Source organism: Arthrobacter sp. N199823 (genome assembly GCF_002929705.1).
Classification (GTDB): domain Bacteria; phylum Actinomycetota; class Actinomycetes; order Actinomycetales; family Micrococcaceae; genus Specibacter.
Map to the genome: position 1 here is coordinate 226,835 of NZ_PJIN01000005.1, position 15,204 is coordinate 242,038.

The window sequence follows — 15,204 nt, forward strand, 5'->3', positions numbered from 1 at the left end:
TAAATTAAGTGAGTTTGTGCGGCGGTGTTACTTCACGGCTCCACCGGTGGCGCCCGCGGCAATATACTTCTGTGCCACCACCAAGAGCACGATTGCCGGCAGGGAGGACAATACGGCGGTTGCCATGACGGCGCTCCAATTTGAAACCTGGGTACCCAGATACTGGTAGATACCCAGCGTCACGGGCCGAACCTCATCGGTGGTGGTCAGCGTCAGAGCGAAGAGGAAATCACTCCAGGCAAAGAGGAACGCAAACAGTCCAGCCGTGATGAGCGCATTCTTGGCGATGGGCATGGCGATGGAGATAAAGGCCCTGATTTGACCCGCCCCATCGACACGCGCCGCCTCGATAATTGAGGCCGGGATACTCATCATGGATGCCCGCATGACCAAAATGGCGAACGGAATAGCATGGCTGGCATCAGCCAGAATGAGGCCCGGAATGGAGTTCAGCAGTCCAAGATTGTTATAGGCCGCGTACAGGGCATTGGCAATAACCACCCCGGGAATCATCTGGGCGATCAGAATGGCCAGCATGGCCCAGCTGATCCAACGGAACTTGAATTGCGCCAGCGCGTAGGCAGCGGGCGCTGCGATGACCAAGGTAACCCCCACGGCTCCCAGCGCAATGATCAAGCTTGTCAGCAGGTTGCGTCCTTGATCTGCGATGGCTTTTTCATAGCCATCAAAACTTGGGTTCCAGGGGAAGAAGTCTGCTGACAGCGTGTTGCCGGAGGGCTGGAGCGAGGCGTTGACCATCCAGTAGATGGGGAACAACATGATGGCTAGGAAGAGAATGCCGAGGAGTGTTGATCCCCGGGTTTTTAATGCTCGACGGCGCAGCGCACTCCCGCGGACGCTGCTTCGATTCAGTGGTGCAGTAGTCATTGAGGGCTCCTACTCATCGACAGCGCGGCGATTGGCCCGCAGGTAGATGACGGCGAATACGAGGGAAATGAGGATCAGGATGTTGGAGAATGCAGCACCCACCCCGAACTCGAAATTGACGAAGGATTCTTGGTAGGAACGCACCGCAATCGTCTGGGTAGCGTTGGCCGGGCCACCGTTCGTCAAGCCCAAGATGATGTCCAAAACCTTGATGGTGTACACCACTCCAAGGATGAGCACCACACTGACAACCGGGCGAAGGTTGGGCCACGTGATGTGGCGGAATGCCTTCCATCCGGTGGCACCATCCAGTTCTCCGGCTTCATAGAGTTCCTCGGGAATGTCCTGGAGGCCGCCGTACAGCAACGTGACGTTGAAGGGAATGCCCACCCAGATATTGACAAGAATGACGGCAAGCAACGCTACGTCGGGACTGGTCAGCCACGGGATGGCAGGGATGCCAAAGGTTCCCAGGAACTGGTTAAGAATTCCCGAATCCTGATCAAGAATGGAACGCCAGGTTGCGCTGGCCACGATCAACGGCAGCAACCACGGGAGCAGAAGCATGGCCCGCAAGAAGCGGCTCAGCGGAAAATGCCTGTTGAAAAAGGAGGCCAGCGCAAGGCCGATGACGAACTGGCCAATAATGCAGGCAACGGTGAAAAGCGCTGTGTTAAGCAGTGCAGGCCAAAACAAGTTGGAGCTGACCACTGTGACATAGTTCTGGAACCCCACCCACGGTGCTTCTCCGGTAAAGAAGGTTTTGGTGGTGTAGTCCTGCATGCTCATGATGAGGTTCTTGACTACGGGGTAGCCAAAGAAGAGCACTAGGTAGAGCCCGGCCGGGACCACAAAGAGGATCTTGGTGATGTTTTCGCGGGCCCAAAAGCCTTGGCGACGCTTGGGTGCACCTTGCTCGCTTGTCGCCCCGGACCGTTGGCTGGATGCAACTGCCGGATCTGTTGATAGGGAAGTCATGGTGGCCTCTCTGCCGGTTCCGCAGCACAAGGGGCTGCAGAACCGGCGTCGAAATGGTGTTGGCGTTAGCCCTTGGCGGCTTGGGCGAATGCCTCATCAACTGTGGCTTTGTCCGTCAGAACCAACTGGATGGCCGTGTAAATGGTGGTTGCTGCTTTGGGCCACTCGGCGCCCAGATTGCCCGTGCGTGAGCGGGCATTGGCAATCTGCTCGGTAAAGGCGGCCATATCCGGCATCTTTTCAACGTATTCCTTGGCCAACTCCGGCTTGGTGGGCACTGTGTAGCGCTCGGCACCGAGGGTCACCTGCGTGTCACCAGCGGTGAGGCAGCTGATGAATTCTGCTGCTTTAGCTTGCTTGGCTTTATCCCCTGTTTGCGGGATGGTCCACACTTCCCCGCCCAAAGGCGCGATGGGCGTTTGGCCGGCCTTATTGACAGGCACCTGTACGGATCCCCACTCCAAGGAAGCGTCCTCGTTGAGCGCGGGAATCTGCCACGGGCCGTTGATCATCATGGCCGCCTTGCCCGCCATGAACTGATCCTTAACATCTCCTTGGCCCCAGTTGATGGCACCCTTGGAGACAGAGCCGTCGTCGACCAAGTCTTTCCACAACTGCAGCGCTTCCTTGTTCTGGGTCGAATCCAGCTCGGTTTCACTTCCACCATTGGTCCACATGAACGGCAGGAACTGCCAGGAGCCCTCATAGGTGGCGACGGCTGAAAACGCCATGCCATATTGACTGCCGCTGGTCAGAGCCTTGGCAGTTGTTTTCAACTCATCCCAAGTCTTAGGTGGGGTCAGGCCAGCGTCAGCCAAGATCTTTTTGTTGTAGAACAGGCCCAGCGTGTTGGCTGTGGGGGCAAGGCCGTACACCTCGCCGTCGTAGGTTCCGGCGTCGAGCATGCCCTGGGCGAATCCGGTGGTATCTACCTTGAAGTCACTGAGCGGGGCCAGTCCACCGGTGGAGGCAATTTCCTGTACATCCGGGTTATCGAGCATCAAAATATCCGGCAGCGTCTTGGAAGAAGATTTTTGTAGGACCTTCTGGATGAGGTCTTTGCCCGGCACTACTTCACGGGTAATGGTGACACCAATGTCCGTGGCGCACTTGTCGATGGCGCTCTGGATCAGGCCCTTGTCAGGGTCATTGTTGTAGTAGTCCATCAAGGTCAAGGTGGTCGCATCGCCCGAGCTGGCGGTAGTACCCCCACCACAGGCCGTCAGGACGAGGGGTGTGATGGCCGCTAGGGCCAAGAACTTGCTCCAGCGGGCCTTTTTCTGATTGTTCACGGTAGCTCCTTTGCTCGTTAATGTGCTGCAGGTGGTGCAATTCTTGGGTGTTACTTCAGGCTGTCCCGGCCGGATGCTCTTTTCCCCGGGCAGCACCCATGCGTCATGTTTGGGGCCATATCACGCCACAAAAATTGCGGGATATGGACTTGTTACCTCAAAAGTAAAGCGCTTTACTTTAGGTGTGACATTGATCATGCCTCGGACCTGAGTTCCCTGTCAAGGAAAAAATTAAAGCGCTTTACTTTGTGTCGCCGGAGCGGCAGTTTATGACTCGGGCAACGTGGGGTAGCTTTGAGCCAGAGCAACCGGGAGGAGCAGCGTGGCAACCATGCAGGATGTGGCTAATTTGGCGAACGTGTCATTGGCGACCGTGTCATTCACCATCAACAATTCCAAGCCCGTCTCACCCAAAACGCGCGCCAAGGTTGAAGCGGCCATGAAAGATCTGGACTATCGCCGCAATGCTGTTGGCAGCGCGCTGGCCAGAGGCCGAACCCATGTGTTGGCGCTCCTGTACCCAGCCCTGCAGCACCGTTTTTCACCCACATCAATTCAGTTCTTCACCAGCGCCGCCGATCAAGCCAGGCTACGAGGTTACAACCTGGTGTTGTGGCCCATGAGCAACGACGCCGAGGGAGTCACGGAGCTCACGTCATCAGGCCTGGTAGATGGTGTGGTCTTGATGGAGGTCCAGCTCGATGACCCACGCGTGGGCGAGCTCTCCAAAAGCAATGTGCCGTTTGCCTTGATTGGGCGCACTCGGGAAACCACGGGCATCCCCTTTGTTGACGTTGACTTTGAAGCCGCTGTCGAAAATGCCGTGGACCGGCTCGTCCAATTGGGACACACAGACTTGGTCTTGATCGACGGCGGGATCGGAAACCAACTGCTCGGCGGGTATGGCCCCGTGGCCAGAACACGGAAGGCATTTGGGGAAGTCACCACACAACGCGGCCTGACCGGATCTATCATGAGCGGATTGCACTCATCTGCGGGTGGCCGCGAGCTGGCCCGCGAACTTGCCGCCAAGCACCCCAGAACCACGGGTGTGCTCATGATGAATGAACATGCCGGGCCTGGTTTCGTGGCCGGGTTACAACAGGCTGGTTACCGCATTCCGCAGGACATCTCCATCTTGGCCCTCGCGTCGTCGCTGGACACCACTGGCATGTCGGAACCGGAAATGGCTGTTCTCATATCTCCGGCCGATGAACTGGGCCGGCTGGGCGTTGACGCCTTGATTGATCAACTCGAAAAGAAGGATCAGCCACTTCCACAAGTGCTCATCGGCTGCTCGTACTCCCCCGGAGCCACCATGTCCATGGCCCCGGATAGGGCCGTAGAGAGCTAGCCTTTCGCCCCAAGCATTTTCTCAACAGCCTCGCAGGCACCCAGATCATGCTCGGAAACAATGGGGACATCGCAGGCTACGCGGCGCAAGAGTGAGCGGAACAGTTCCCGCTCGTCGTCGGCAAGTGCCCCCAAGACCGCAAGCTCAGCCTCGGCCACCCGCTGCTGCAGATCAGCCAATATCGCAAGACCAGAATCCGTCGCCACGACTATGCGGGCACGGCGATCGGCGGGGTTGAGCTGACGTTCAACCAGGCCAGCCTTCACAAAGTCATCCACCAGGTACGTCATGACGGTTCGATCAATGCCCAGGTGCTGGGCAAGCGCCAGTTGATTGGGCTGCTCACCGCTAACAACGGCCACCAGAACCTGGTAACCCCGAGCCCCATGGGGAAACTCGCCCACAGATTCGCCCATGGCAGCGTTTGTGGCGTTTTGGTAGTTCCGCACAAGAACACCCAGCGTCCACCCAAAATCCTCGTCGGGACTGCTGTGCGGCTGTGCGGCGGTTGCTGTGTTGCTCATGACACCCATCATAACGGATATCTACGCTTTACAACAGATCATATTTGAGTAAGATGATCTGTATAGCAACTCATATTCGCGGGGATGTCCGTGAGTCACTTCGCCGGCACGTTGGCGATGCCCGCAGAAATAAGGAGCACTTCGTGGAACTAGGCGTTTACAGCTTTGGCGACGTTCATCAGGATCCCGTCACTGGTGCGCAGGTCAGCCCTCAGCAGCGCATGGCCGATCTCCTTGAACGCGCTCGTCTGGCCGACGACGTAGGTCTGGACTACTTTGGCCTGGGCGAACATCATCGTCCCGAGTACGCCATCTCCGCTCCCATCCCCATGCTTGCCGCAGCCGCCGCGCAAACAAAGAACATCAAAGTAGGCTCCGCCGTCACGGTGTTGAGCACCGAGGACCCCGTCCGCGTCTACCAGCAGTTCGCCACCCTGGACCTGCTTTCCGGAGGCCGCGCGGAGCTGACAGCGGGACGTGGCTCCTTCATCGAGTCCTACCCGCTCTTCGGCGCCGACTTGAACGATTATGAGGAACTCTACGAAGAGAAGATCGGCCTCCTGCTGGCGCTCAATGAATCCGGACGAAAAGAGGAGTCCATCACGTGGAGCGGCAAATTCCGGCCAGCATTGGAAGACGCCACCATCTACCCTCGCCCTGTCAACAACAATTTGGACATCTGGATCGCCACAGGTGGCACCCCCAGCTCAACTGCACGGGCCGCAGCTCTGGGAACCAATGTCATTTACGCGCTGCTAGGCGGAGCCGTCAGCAACTTCGCCCGGCACGCGCAGCTCTTCCGCGCAGGAGCCGAGCAAGCCGGACACGATGCCACGGCACTCAAGGTGGGAGTCAGCGCCGTCGGACTGGTCGGCAAGGACAATGCCACGGAGACTTTTTACCCGTACTGGCGACGAGTCATGGACGACATTGCACGCGAGCGCGGCTTCACCCCACCCAACCGCATCAGCTACAACATGCAGACCGCACCGGCGGGCGCCATTTACGCCGGCACGCCGGAACAGGTCGCCGAGAAGATCCTGCTCACGCATCAACACATGGGCCATGACCGCCACATCCTGGAAATGGACTTCGCCTCGGTGCCGCAAAAGGACGTCCTAAAGTCCATCGAACTCTTCGGCACCGAGGTCAAACCCTTGATCGATGCAGAACTCCCCACCACAAAGAAGGTCAACGCATGAGCGATCCAACAGCCACCACCATTGGGATCCTCGGTGCCGGAAAAGTAGGCACAGGCGTTGCCCGGCAGGCAATCAAAGCCGGCTACCGCGTCTTGATTGCCGCCTCCGGTGACCCGAAAAAGATCGACTTGATCGTTTCCGTCATGGCCCCCGGCGCCATCGCCGTCTCCGCTCAGGACGCCATGGAGCTCTCCGATTTGGTGGTACTTTCGGTGCCGCTGCACAAATTCCGCACCTTGGATCCGGCCGCCCTTGCTGGCAAGCACGTCCTGGACACCATGAACTATTGGCGCGACACCAACGGCGATATGCCAGAGCTGGCGGAGGCGCGCTCCAGCTCGGAAATGGTGCTCGCTCACCTGCCGCAGGCTCGGCTGGCCAAGTCACTGAACCACATTGGCTACCACGAGCTGGAGCTGGATGCCCGTGAGGCGGGAGCCGCTGATCGCCGCGCGCTGGCCGTGGCCTCGGATGACGCCGAGACCCGCGCTTTGGTGCTGGACTTCGTGGAGCACCTGGGTTTTGACGCGGTCGACGCCGGTCCCCTCGCCCAGGGCGCGGCATTCGAGCCGGACACCCCCATCTTCACCGGCTCCTACAATGAAGCCCGGCTGCAGGGCGAACTTCTGGCACACGCAGCGGCCGCGCAAGCCGAACTCAGCCCAACGCACTGAGCCATTCAGCACGCGGTGGCCCGATCTTTTAGATCAGGCGGCTACGCTCAATCGATCCGTGAGAAAAGGCGCTTTAGGGGTGCCCAGAGCCGCCATAACTCACGGATCGATTTTGGTAATCGACCTTGTCTCACGGGTCAGCGCTCACACCTTGGTGATGACGGTGCCAAACGGTGTCGGGTTACTGAAAAGGTCCTGGACAGGGCAACGAGCCTCCACGGTGCGGGCCAGTTCCTCATACCGTTCCTGTGTTTCCGGTCCACTGATGTTTACTGCCAGACGGATATCGCTGAACCCCGGGCGCACAGTGTCATCGAGACCAAACAGGCCGCGCACATCAAGGTCTCCCTCGGCGTCAATGGTGATGTCATCCAGCTGGATGCCGAGCTGCTCGGCGTACAACCGGTACACCACCACTTGGCAGGAGATGATGGCAGCCAACGCGTACTCGACCGGGCTGGCCGCGGTGTCGTCACCGGCCAGGGCGGCCGGCTCGTCCACGGTGAACTGGTGCTTTCCGGAGCTGATGCGGGTGGCTACCGAGCCCACACCAACCCCAGCTACCTTGTACGTCAGCTTGGCACTTTCCGGATTGGCGCCAATCCGCTGTGTCCAGGCTTGGCCGGCTTCGCTGAGGCGGGCCGAGCGGAGGGCGCCGTCATTGGCTGCTGAAATAGGCGTTGATGCTGTAAGTGTTGATTCGCTCATGATGCTGTCCTTCGTCTGAAGGCGAGTGCTAGGCACCGCGCCATACTTACGTCAACGGCTGCTGCCGGAGGCGTCGAATCCTCACCTGGGGCACCCCACTATGGTTGCGAGGGTTGCCGTTCGACCGGCCAGGGCCGCATGGTCGAAACTCTTGATTCTGTGTCTCAGTCTGCCTATCACCAGTCCCCGCGGGCAAGGGTCCCGTCACACGGGGCAACATCACGACATCGATCCGTGAGAAAAGGTCCCTCTGCCCCATCAAAGCAACCTTTTCTCACGGACCGATGTGGCCAAAGGGACGGGCGGTGCCGGAAAACAGGTCCGGGCGTCGACGCGAAGCAACTTAAGATGGATACATGAGCGCAACACTTGTGGCAAAGGACCTTTCCGGCGGCCATGCCCACCGCACCCTGTTCACCGGCCTTTCCTTCACGGTGGCCCCCGGCGACGTCATTGGCATTGTCGGCGCCAATGGAGCCGGAAAATCAACACTTTTAAGCCTTCTTGCAGGCGCTGCCACCCCGCAGGGCGGCACCGTGAGCACCGCACCGCAGGACGCCTTTGTGGGCTGGCTGCCGCAGGAACATGAACGGATCGACGGCGAGAGCATCGCCGCGTACATTGGCCGTCGCACTGGCGCAACCGCCGCCACCGAGGCCATGGAGTCTTCAGCGGAAGCCCTTGGTTCCGGGAATTCCGCTGACGATGACCGCTACGCCACTGCCCTAGATCACTGGCTGGCCTGCGGTGCCGCAGACCTCGATGAGCGGATCCCGGCCACCCTGGCCGAACTCGGTCTCGATGTTGGCCCCGACGCCGCCATGACAGGGCTTTCTGGCGGGCAGGCCGCCCGCGTTGCACTGGCCGCGCTCTTGTTGAGCCGCTTCGACATCGTCCTGCTGGATGAGCCCACCAATGATCTGGATCTCGCCGGGCTGGCCCGGCTCGAAGAGTTCGTGAAGGGGCTGCGTGGCGGCGTGGTGCTGGTGTCCCACGACCGTGAATTTCTGGCCCGCACCATCACCTCCGTGGTTGAGCTGGATCTGGCGCAGAACAAGGTGGGCGTGTACGACGGCGGCTACGATTCCTTCCTCGAGGAACGCGCCATCGCCAAACGCCATGCCCGTGAGGCCTACGACGAGTTCGCGGACAAGAAGGCTGACCTGGTGGGACGCGCCCGCACGCAGCGCGAATGGAGTTCGCAGGGAGTGCGCAACGCCATGAAGAAGGCCCCTGACAATGACAAGATCCGCCGCAAGGCAAGCTCCGAATCCTCCGAGAAGCAGGCGCAGAAGGTGCGGCAGATGGAGTCGCGGATCGCCCGTCTGGACGAGGTGGAGGAGCCACGCAAGGAGTGGGCGCTACAGTTCAGCATTGGCGCTGCCCCGCGCTCCAGCACTGTGGTTTCCACACTCAACGAGGCCGTGGTCAGGCAGGGCGAATTCACGCTGGGGCCGGTCTCTGCGCAGGTCAACGCCGGTGAGCGCATCGGCATCACTGGCCCTAATGGCGCCGGGAAGTCCACGCTGCTGAAGCTGCTGTTGGGCCGTATTACGCCGGACGACGGCGTTGCCTCCTTGGGTGCCAATGTTGCCATCGGTGAGATCGATCAGGCTCGCAGCCAGTTCCCGGAGGACGCGCCGCTGGGCGACGCGTTTGAGTCCTTGGTGCCGGAGATGAATCAGGCCGAGGTTCGCACCTTGCTGGCAAAGTTTGGGCTCAAAGCCGATCAGGTCACGAGCCCGGTCGGGGCCCTCTCCCCCGGCGAACGCACCCGAGCCTCACTGGCATTGTTGCAGGCCCGCGGCGTCAATGTCCTGGTGCTCGATGAGCCCACCAACCATCTTGACCTGCCTGCCATCGAGCAAATGGAAGAGGCTCTGGAAAGCTACGAAGGCACACTTCTGCTGGTCACGCACGACCGTCGACTGCTTGAAAACGTGCGCTTGGACACCAGATGGGCTGTTTCGGGAGGGCAACTCACGCAGCTGTAGGAGCCAGTTCCTACCACTGAGATTTCCCTTCAAGGACCTGTTGAATCGCATGATTCAACAGGTCCTTGGCCGTTGCTTCCGCGCCACATCCAGCCATTCATTAGCAAAACTTATCAATCTTCCAAAATTGACTTGCCATTTCTAAAATGTTGCAATGGGTAACAGGTTTGCTGCTTCTTGGATCTGCAGCAAACTGCTTACCGAATCTGGTGCAGCCTTGCACCACATGCTGGTCCCAGACCGCGCCGCTGGCGCATAAGCTCTGCAGGACCGCGGGCGGTCCTCCGTCCGATTTTTATGCCGCAGTCAGCTGTGCCGCCACGCACTGTGCGCCTTTTGTTCTGACTCGAAATTGTTTTGGTACTGGATTGTTCTGGCGCGGACTCACCGACCACTCGGTCCGATTTCGCCATGACTTCAGGGCATGGATTGCGTCAGGGCATGGATTCGAAGCGTTTCTTTGTCTGCGTCTTCAAACAAGCACCTCAGACGGCAAGACAACACAGTGGATCCAAGTGATGAGGAGAACAGCATGACATTGCGAGTCGGCATCATTGGCGCAGGCCCTAGCGGTATGGCGCAGTTGCGCGCCTTTGAATCAGCACGTCAGAACGGCGCAAACATCCCCGAGATCATGTGCTTTGAGAAGCAGAATGACTGGGGTGGCCAGTGGAACAGCAGCTGGCGCACGGGCCTCGATGAGCACGGCGAGCCGGTGCACTCCAGCATGTACCGCCATCTGTGGTCCAACGGCCCCAAGGAATGCTTGGAATTCACCGACTACTCCTTCGACGAGCACTTTGGCCGAGCCATCTCCTCCTTCCCTCCCCGCGAAGTCCTCTTTGACTACATCAAGGGCCGTGCCGAGAAGTCAGACGTCCGCAAGTACGTCCGGTTCAACACAGTGGCACGCCACACCATATACAACGAACAGACCCAGGAATTCACCCTCACCGTCGAGGACCTGACCACCGGCGCCACCACTGACCACGTCTTCGACAAGCTGGTTGTCTCCACGGGCCACTTCTCCACCCCTGCAGTCCCCGAGTTCAAAGGCATCAACAGCTTCCCGGGCGAAGTCCTGCATGCTCACGACTTCCGCGGCGCAGAGCGCTTTAGCGGCAAGAAGCTACTCCTCATCGGCAGCAGTTATTCTGCTGAGGACATTGGCATGCAGGCCCACAAGATGGGTGCCGCCGCCATCACCTTCAGCTACCGCTCTGGGCCAATGGGCTACGACTGGCCCGAGAACACCGTGGAGCGCCCGCTCGTCACGCATTTCGAGGGCAGCACCGCACACTTCGCCGATGGCACCCAGGGCGAGTTTGACGCCGTCGTGCTGTGCACCGGGTACCAGCACAAGTACCCGTTCCTGCCCAGCGACATGTCACTGCAGTCCAAGAACGTGCTCTACCCCTCGAACCTGTACAAGGGCGTCGTGTGGCAGCAAAACACCAACCTGTTCTACCTCGGCGCGCAGGATCAGTACTACACGTTCAACATGTTTGACGCGCAGGCCTGGTACGTCCGCGACGTCATGACCGGCGCCATCGAGCTGCCCTCACTTGAGGTCCGTGAAGCCGATATCCAGCTCTGGCTTGAGCGCCAGGCCGCGCTGCCGGACCACAATGCCGAGGCCGATTTCCAGTCGGAATACCTGCGTGAACTCATCATTGCCACCGACTACCCGCCGTTCGACCTGGACGCCGTTTCGCAGCTGTTCAAGGACTGGATGGGACACAAGGAAAGTGACATCCTGGGGTATCGCGACATGGTCCACCGCTCCGTGGTCACCGGCACCTTGGCCACCAGGCACCACACCCGTTGGCTCAACGCCATGGACGATTCGCTGGGACGTTACCTCAACGGCCCGTCACAGGATGTGGACACCACCGCCCTCGCTGCGCTGGCCGGCGAGCTCACCGTCTTGGACCAGCCCTCCAGCAAGTAGCACTGACCCTGTGGCTCACTGCTACAAACAAGACAACAACGCCCCAGATACAAAGTGCATCCGGGGCGTTGTTGTCTTGTTCTTCAAGCGTGTTGGCTAGCCACCTACGCCGGCGTAGGAGTGCAAGCCGGAGAAGTAGACGTTCACAATGGTGAAGTTGAAGACCACGCAGAGGTAGCCAACAATGGACAACCACGCAGCGCGAGTACCGGTCCAGCCCTTGGTTGCGCGAGCGTGCAGATAGCCGGCATAGACCACCCAGATCACAAAGGACCAGACTTCCTTGGTGTCCCAGCCCCAGAAGCGGCCCCAGGCCTTCTCGGCCCAGATGGAACCGAACATGACAGTCACTGTCCAGCCCACAAAGGCAATGCCGTTGATGCGGTAGGAAAGGTTTTCCAAGCTCAATGCCGTGGGAACCAGGCGCATCACGGGTGCCTTATCCGGCTTTCCGGCGGCAATAGCTGTTTCACGCTTGGATTGGAACAGTTGCAGCACCGACATGGCGAAGGTGATGGTGAAGAATGCCGATGACAGCACCGCAATGGAAACGTGAATGATCAGCCAGTAACTCTGCAACGCCGGTACCAGGTGTCCCACTGGCGTCCAGAAGGACACCGATGCGGCAACGATCATGATCAGCACTAGGCCAATCACAAAGGTTCCCAAGAAGCGCAGATCACGGCGGGTGAGCACCAGCAAGAACACCACGGCAACCATGAAGGAGCCGGTTGTGCAGAATTCGTACATGTTGCCCCACGGCACACGCCCGGCGGCCAGTCCGCGGAAGACCACGGCAAAGCCCTGGACGACGGCGGCCACAACAGTTAGTGCCACGGCCACACGTGCCACCACCCGGCGTTCCTTGCCGTAGCGCATGGAGTCACCTGCGGTGATCCCGTCTGATCCCGCATGGGTCTTGCTGCTGGGCCGCACGCCGCGATCTTGAGGGCCGGCTCCAAGGCCCTGTCCGGCGGCACCCCGGGCGCCAACTCCTGCCAGGGCAGTGGCCGGATTGGTAGCGGTTTGCTCCGCAGCCATACCCTTCTTGGCAGCCTTGCTGAACGTGAACAAGTCCCAGACATAGGCGCCGAATGCTACCGCGTACGCCATACCGGCCACCAGCATGAGCTGTTCGCTGAGTTGGGCAAAGCCCTCATTGATTTCTTGCATTACTGATCCTTAGTTGCGGGGGTAGCCCCGGATGCGGAGTCGGCGGTTGTTTGTGAAGTCTGCTCATCATTTTGCTCTGCATCATCCATTGGCACCAGCCATTTGCTATGCAGGGCCTTATTAATTGCCTCATACTCGCCAGCCAGGCGATGGTCTTCGCCGCGGGCCAAGAGTCCGAATTCGACCATGGTGCGCCCATCAGGATGGTTCCCTGTGCGGACCCAGACACGGCGACGGTTCAGGAACAAGGATCCGATGAGACCGAGCAAAGCCAGCACTGCAAAGACCAGCACGTAAACCTGAGCAGGGTCGTGGCGGATGTCCAGTGCAGCGAAACGCTTGATGCCATCGAAGCTGATGGAACCGTTATTGTCAGGCAATTTTGCGGTTTGCCCCGGCGCCAAGACGATGCCGCCAGCGTCCAGGTTGCGGGAGTTAATCTCAGTCATTTTCGAGGTGTCGAGTGTGTAGACGTTGCGGGGAACGCCGTTATCCAACCCGAGATCGCCTGTGTAAGCGTTCAAGTTCAGCTGGGGATTCATGGGGTCCGGGTCGGAGCCATAGGACACACCGTCGTCACCCACCATGGCTGTGGGGAGGAAGAAGCCCACAAAGCCCAGCTGCTTCGGCTTGGCATCGGGTGCCTTGATCACCACCAGCGAGGTGTAGGCACCATCTGTGGGGATGGTGATGACTGGGCCCTGGAAGGTGACCTTGCCTTCGCCGTCGGTGATGGTGACAACGGGTGCGTAGCCATTGCCCACGAGGTACAGATTGGTGCCACCAACGGAGAGCGGATCGTTGACCTTCAAGGTCCTGGTTTCAGCCTTCCCGTCCACACCGTCCTTGACGGTGACGGTGGCGTTGAAGTCCAGTGGTTGTCCGTAGTGGGCCACAGTTGAACGGTCATATTTGACTGCCAATTTATCCAGCGTGGCCGAATAGGGGCTTAGCTTGGTGTCGCCGAAGTTGGCACCGGGCGTGAACGTGTCGTAGCTGCTCAGGGTGTTGACGAATGTTTCCCCTTCAACCAGCACGCGCTGGCCGCTGTAGCCAAACAGTCCGCTGAAGGCCACGGCCGCCAGCACACCGATCATGGCCGTGTGGAAGACCAGATTGCCCACTTCTTTCAGGAAGCCGATCTCGGCACCCACAGAGGGGCGCTCGGTCTCCAGATCGCGCACATCCACCCGGTAGCCACGGGACTTCAGAATGGCGGCGGCATCTTTAACGGCAACGGAAGCGTCCACACCGCTACCAGCGGGGACGGTGACGGTTCCGTATTCGGCGAGCCTAGAGAGCCGTTTGGGCGTCCTGGGCGGTGCCGAGCGCATAGCCTTCCAATGGATCTTTGCCCGTGGGAAGACACAGCCAATCAAGGAGGTGAAGAGCAGCAGGTAAATGGCGGCAAACCACGGCGAGGAGTAAACGTCAAAGAGCTTGAACCAGTCCATGACGGGCCCGGAACCAGGGTTGTCCTTCAGGTACTGCGTGACCTCGGATGGAGCGGAGGAACGCTGCGGGAACAATGACCCAGGTACTGCCGCCACGGCAAGCATCAACAGCAGGAACAAGGCGGTGCGCATGCTTGTCAGTTGCCGCCAAGCCCACCGGATCATCCCGAAGAAGCCAAGCTGCGGCAGGACAACCTCGCTGCCCTCAGCCTTGGGCGCTTTGCCCTGGGGTTCTTTCACTACTGTCTCTTTCATTAGATTGGCAATCTCACATCATTGGCAAACCACAGCTGCAGCTCATTAATCCAGGTACCCCACAACCCGGACACCATCAAAATACCGAGGGCGATCAGCATGCCGCCGCCAAAGTATTGGAGTCCGCGGCGATGTTTGCGGAAGAACGCGAGGGCGCCCAGGCCGCGGCGGGCACCCAATGCAATGAGCAGGAACGGTAATCCCAACCCCATGCAGTAGATAAACGTCAAGAACGCGCCCTTGGCGGCATTTGAGCCATCGGAGAACGCGAGTAATTGCACGGCGCTGAAGGTGGGGCCAATGCAGGGCGCCCAGCCCAATCCAAAGGTTACGCCCAAAACCGGCGCGCCCCACAGTCCAGCCGGTGGCTTCGCATGAATCTTGGCTTCGCTCTGGAACCAGCTCATTCCACCAAGGAAAACTACACCCATGAGAATCACCACCACGCCCAGCACCTGGGTGACCCATGCGGCGTCGGGCCCCATAAGCCACGCACCCAACTGGCCGAATACCGCGCCAATGAGGACAAAAACTACTGAGAACCCCAGCACGAACAGGCCGATTCCGGCGAACATCCGGCCACGGCGCTGGTTTTCCAGATCCGCACCCGTCAGCCCGCTGACATAGCCCAGGTAACCGGGGACCAGCGGCAGCACGCACGGCGAAAGGAAGGAAACCAGCCCGGCGAGTAAGGCCACCGGCATGGCCAGCAGCATGGAGCCGCTCAGGATTGCCTCGGCAAAGGGATTGTTCATGG

At 59.6% G+C, this 15,204-nt stretch carries 13 protein-coding genes and 1 riboswitch; of the genes, 5 read left to right on the plus strand and 8 right to left on the minus strand.

Features of this window, described 5'->3' with window-relative positions:
* Nucleotides 1–27 precede the first annotated feature (27 nt).
* From CXQ93_RS13030 to CXQ93_RS13040, 3 genes are all read right to left on the minus strand, one after another.
* Complete coding sequence (locus CXQ93_RS13030; protein WP_104110859.1) at nucleotides 28–888, minus strand: carbohydrate ABC transporter permease; 861 nt, start codon at nucleotides 886–888, stop codon at nucleotides 28–30.
* A 9-nt stretch (nucleotides 889–897) separates the two neighbouring features.
* Complete coding sequence (locus tag CXQ93_RS13035; protein ID WP_104110860.1) at nucleotides 898–1,866, minus strand: carbohydrate ABC transporter permease; 969 nt, start codon at nucleotides 1,864–1,866, stop codon at nucleotides 898–900.
* A gap of 65 nt (nucleotides 1,867–1,931) precedes the next feature.
* On the minus strand, nucleotides 1,932–3,158 hold the full coding sequence (locus CXQ93_RS13040; protein ID WP_258068992.1) for an ABC transporter substrate-binding protein: 1,227 nt from the start codon (nucleotides 3,156–3,158) through the stop codon (nucleotides 1,932–1,934).
* A 331-nt stretch (nucleotides 3,159–3,489) separates the two neighbouring features.
* Here CXQ93_RS13040 and CXQ93_RS13045 point away from each other — a divergent pair, with 331 nt between their 5' ends.
* A complete protein-coding gene (locus CXQ93_RS13045; RefSeq protein WP_258069003.1) occupies nucleotides 3,490–4,512 on the plus strand; it encodes a LacI family DNA-binding transcriptional regulator in 1,023 nt (340 codons plus the stop codon).
* On the opposite strand, the gene CXQ93_RS13050 is transcribed toward CXQ93_RS13045, so the two are convergent.
* Nucleotides 4,509–5,036, minus strand: coding sequence for a MarR family winged helix-turn-helix transcriptional regulator (locus tag CXQ93_RS13050; protein ID WP_104110982.1), 528 nt, complete (start codon nucleotides 5,034–5,036; stop codon nucleotides 4,509–4,511). The two genes, CXQ93_RS13045 and CXQ93_RS13050, sit on opposite strands and share 4 nt — an antisense overlap.
* Nucleotides 5,037–5,179: 143 nt before the next feature.
* On the opposite strand from CXQ93_RS13050, the gene CXQ93_RS13055 reads away from it, so the two are divergent.
* Nucleotides 5,180–6,238 (plus strand): LLM class flavin-dependent oxidoreductase, encoded by a 1,059-nt coding sequence (locus CXQ93_RS13055; RefSeq protein WP_104110862.1) that lies wholly within the window; start codon nucleotides 5,180–5,182, stop codon nucleotides 6,236–6,238.
* Nucleotides 6,235–6,912 carry an NADPH-dependent F420 reductase gene (locus CXQ93_RS13060; protein ID WP_104110863.1) on the plus strand — a complete coding sequence of 226 codons (678 nt, stop codon included), beginning with the start codon at nucleotides 6,235–6,237 and terminating at the stop codon, nucleotides 6,910–6,912. Before CXQ93_RS13055 ends, CXQ93_RS13060 begins: the two co-directional genes overlap by 4 nt.
* A gap of 144 nt (nucleotides 6,913–7,056) precedes the next feature.
* Here the strand turns inward: CXQ93_RS13060 and CXQ93_RS13065 are convergent, their stop codons facing one another.
* Nucleotides 7,057–7,620, minus strand: a complete 564-nt coding sequence (locus CXQ93_RS13065) for an OsmC family protein (RefSeq protein ID WP_104110864.1) — start codon at nucleotides 7,618–7,620, stop codon at nucleotides 7,057–7,059.
* A gap of 37 nt (nucleotides 7,621–7,657) precedes the next feature.
* A riboswitch (SAM riboswitch) is annotated at nucleotides 7,658–7,777 on the minus strand.
* Nucleotides 7,778–7,976: 199 nt separating this feature from the next.
* Here CXQ93_RS13065 and CXQ93_RS13070 point away from each other — a divergent pair.
* Nucleotides 7,977–9,614 carry an ABC-F family ATP-binding cassette domain-containing protein gene (locus CXQ93_RS13070; protein WP_104110865.1) on the plus strand — a complete coding sequence of 546 codons (1,638 nt, stop codon included), beginning with the start codon at nucleotides 7,977–7,979 and terminating at the stop codon, nucleotides 9,612–9,614.
* A gap of 532 nt (nucleotides 9,615–10,146) precedes the next feature.
* Nucleotides 10,147–11,565: an NAD(P)-binding domain-containing protein gene (locus CXQ93_RS13075; RefSeq protein WP_104110866.1), complete on the plus strand. Its 1,419-nt coding sequence runs from the start codon at nucleotides 10,147–10,149 to the stop codon at nucleotides 11,563–11,565.
* A 96-nt stretch (nucleotides 11,566–11,661) separates the two neighbouring features.
* On the opposite strand, the gene ccsB is transcribed toward CXQ93_RS13075, so the two are convergent.
* The 3 genes from ccsB to CXQ93_RS13090 are packed head-to-tail and all read right to left on the minus strand — an operon-like array spanning nucleotide 11,662 to nucleotide 15,202.
* Nucleotides 11,662–12,738, minus strand: coding sequence for a c-type cytochrome biogenesis protein CcsB (gene ccsB, locus CXQ93_RS13080; RefSeq protein WP_104110867.1), 1,077 nt, complete (start codon nucleotides 12,736–12,738; stop codon nucleotides 11,662–11,664).
* Nucleotides 12,738–14,447, minus strand: a complete 1,710-nt coding sequence (locus CXQ93_RS13085; protein ID WP_104110868.1) for a cytochrome c biogenesis protein ResB — start codon at nucleotides 14,445–14,447, stop codon at nucleotides 12,738–12,740. Before CXQ93_RS13085 ends, ccsB begins: the two co-directional genes overlap by 1 nt.
* On the minus strand, nucleotides 14,447–15,202 hold the full coding sequence (locus CXQ93_RS13090; protein WP_104110869.1) for a cytochrome c biogenesis CcdA family protein: 756 nt from the start codon (nucleotides 15,200–15,202) through the stop codon (nucleotides 14,447–14,449). The genes CXQ93_RS13085 and CXQ93_RS13090 overlap by 1 nt, the downstream gene beginning before the upstream one ends.
* Between the last annotated feature and the right edge of the window lie 2 nt (nucleotides 15,203–15,204).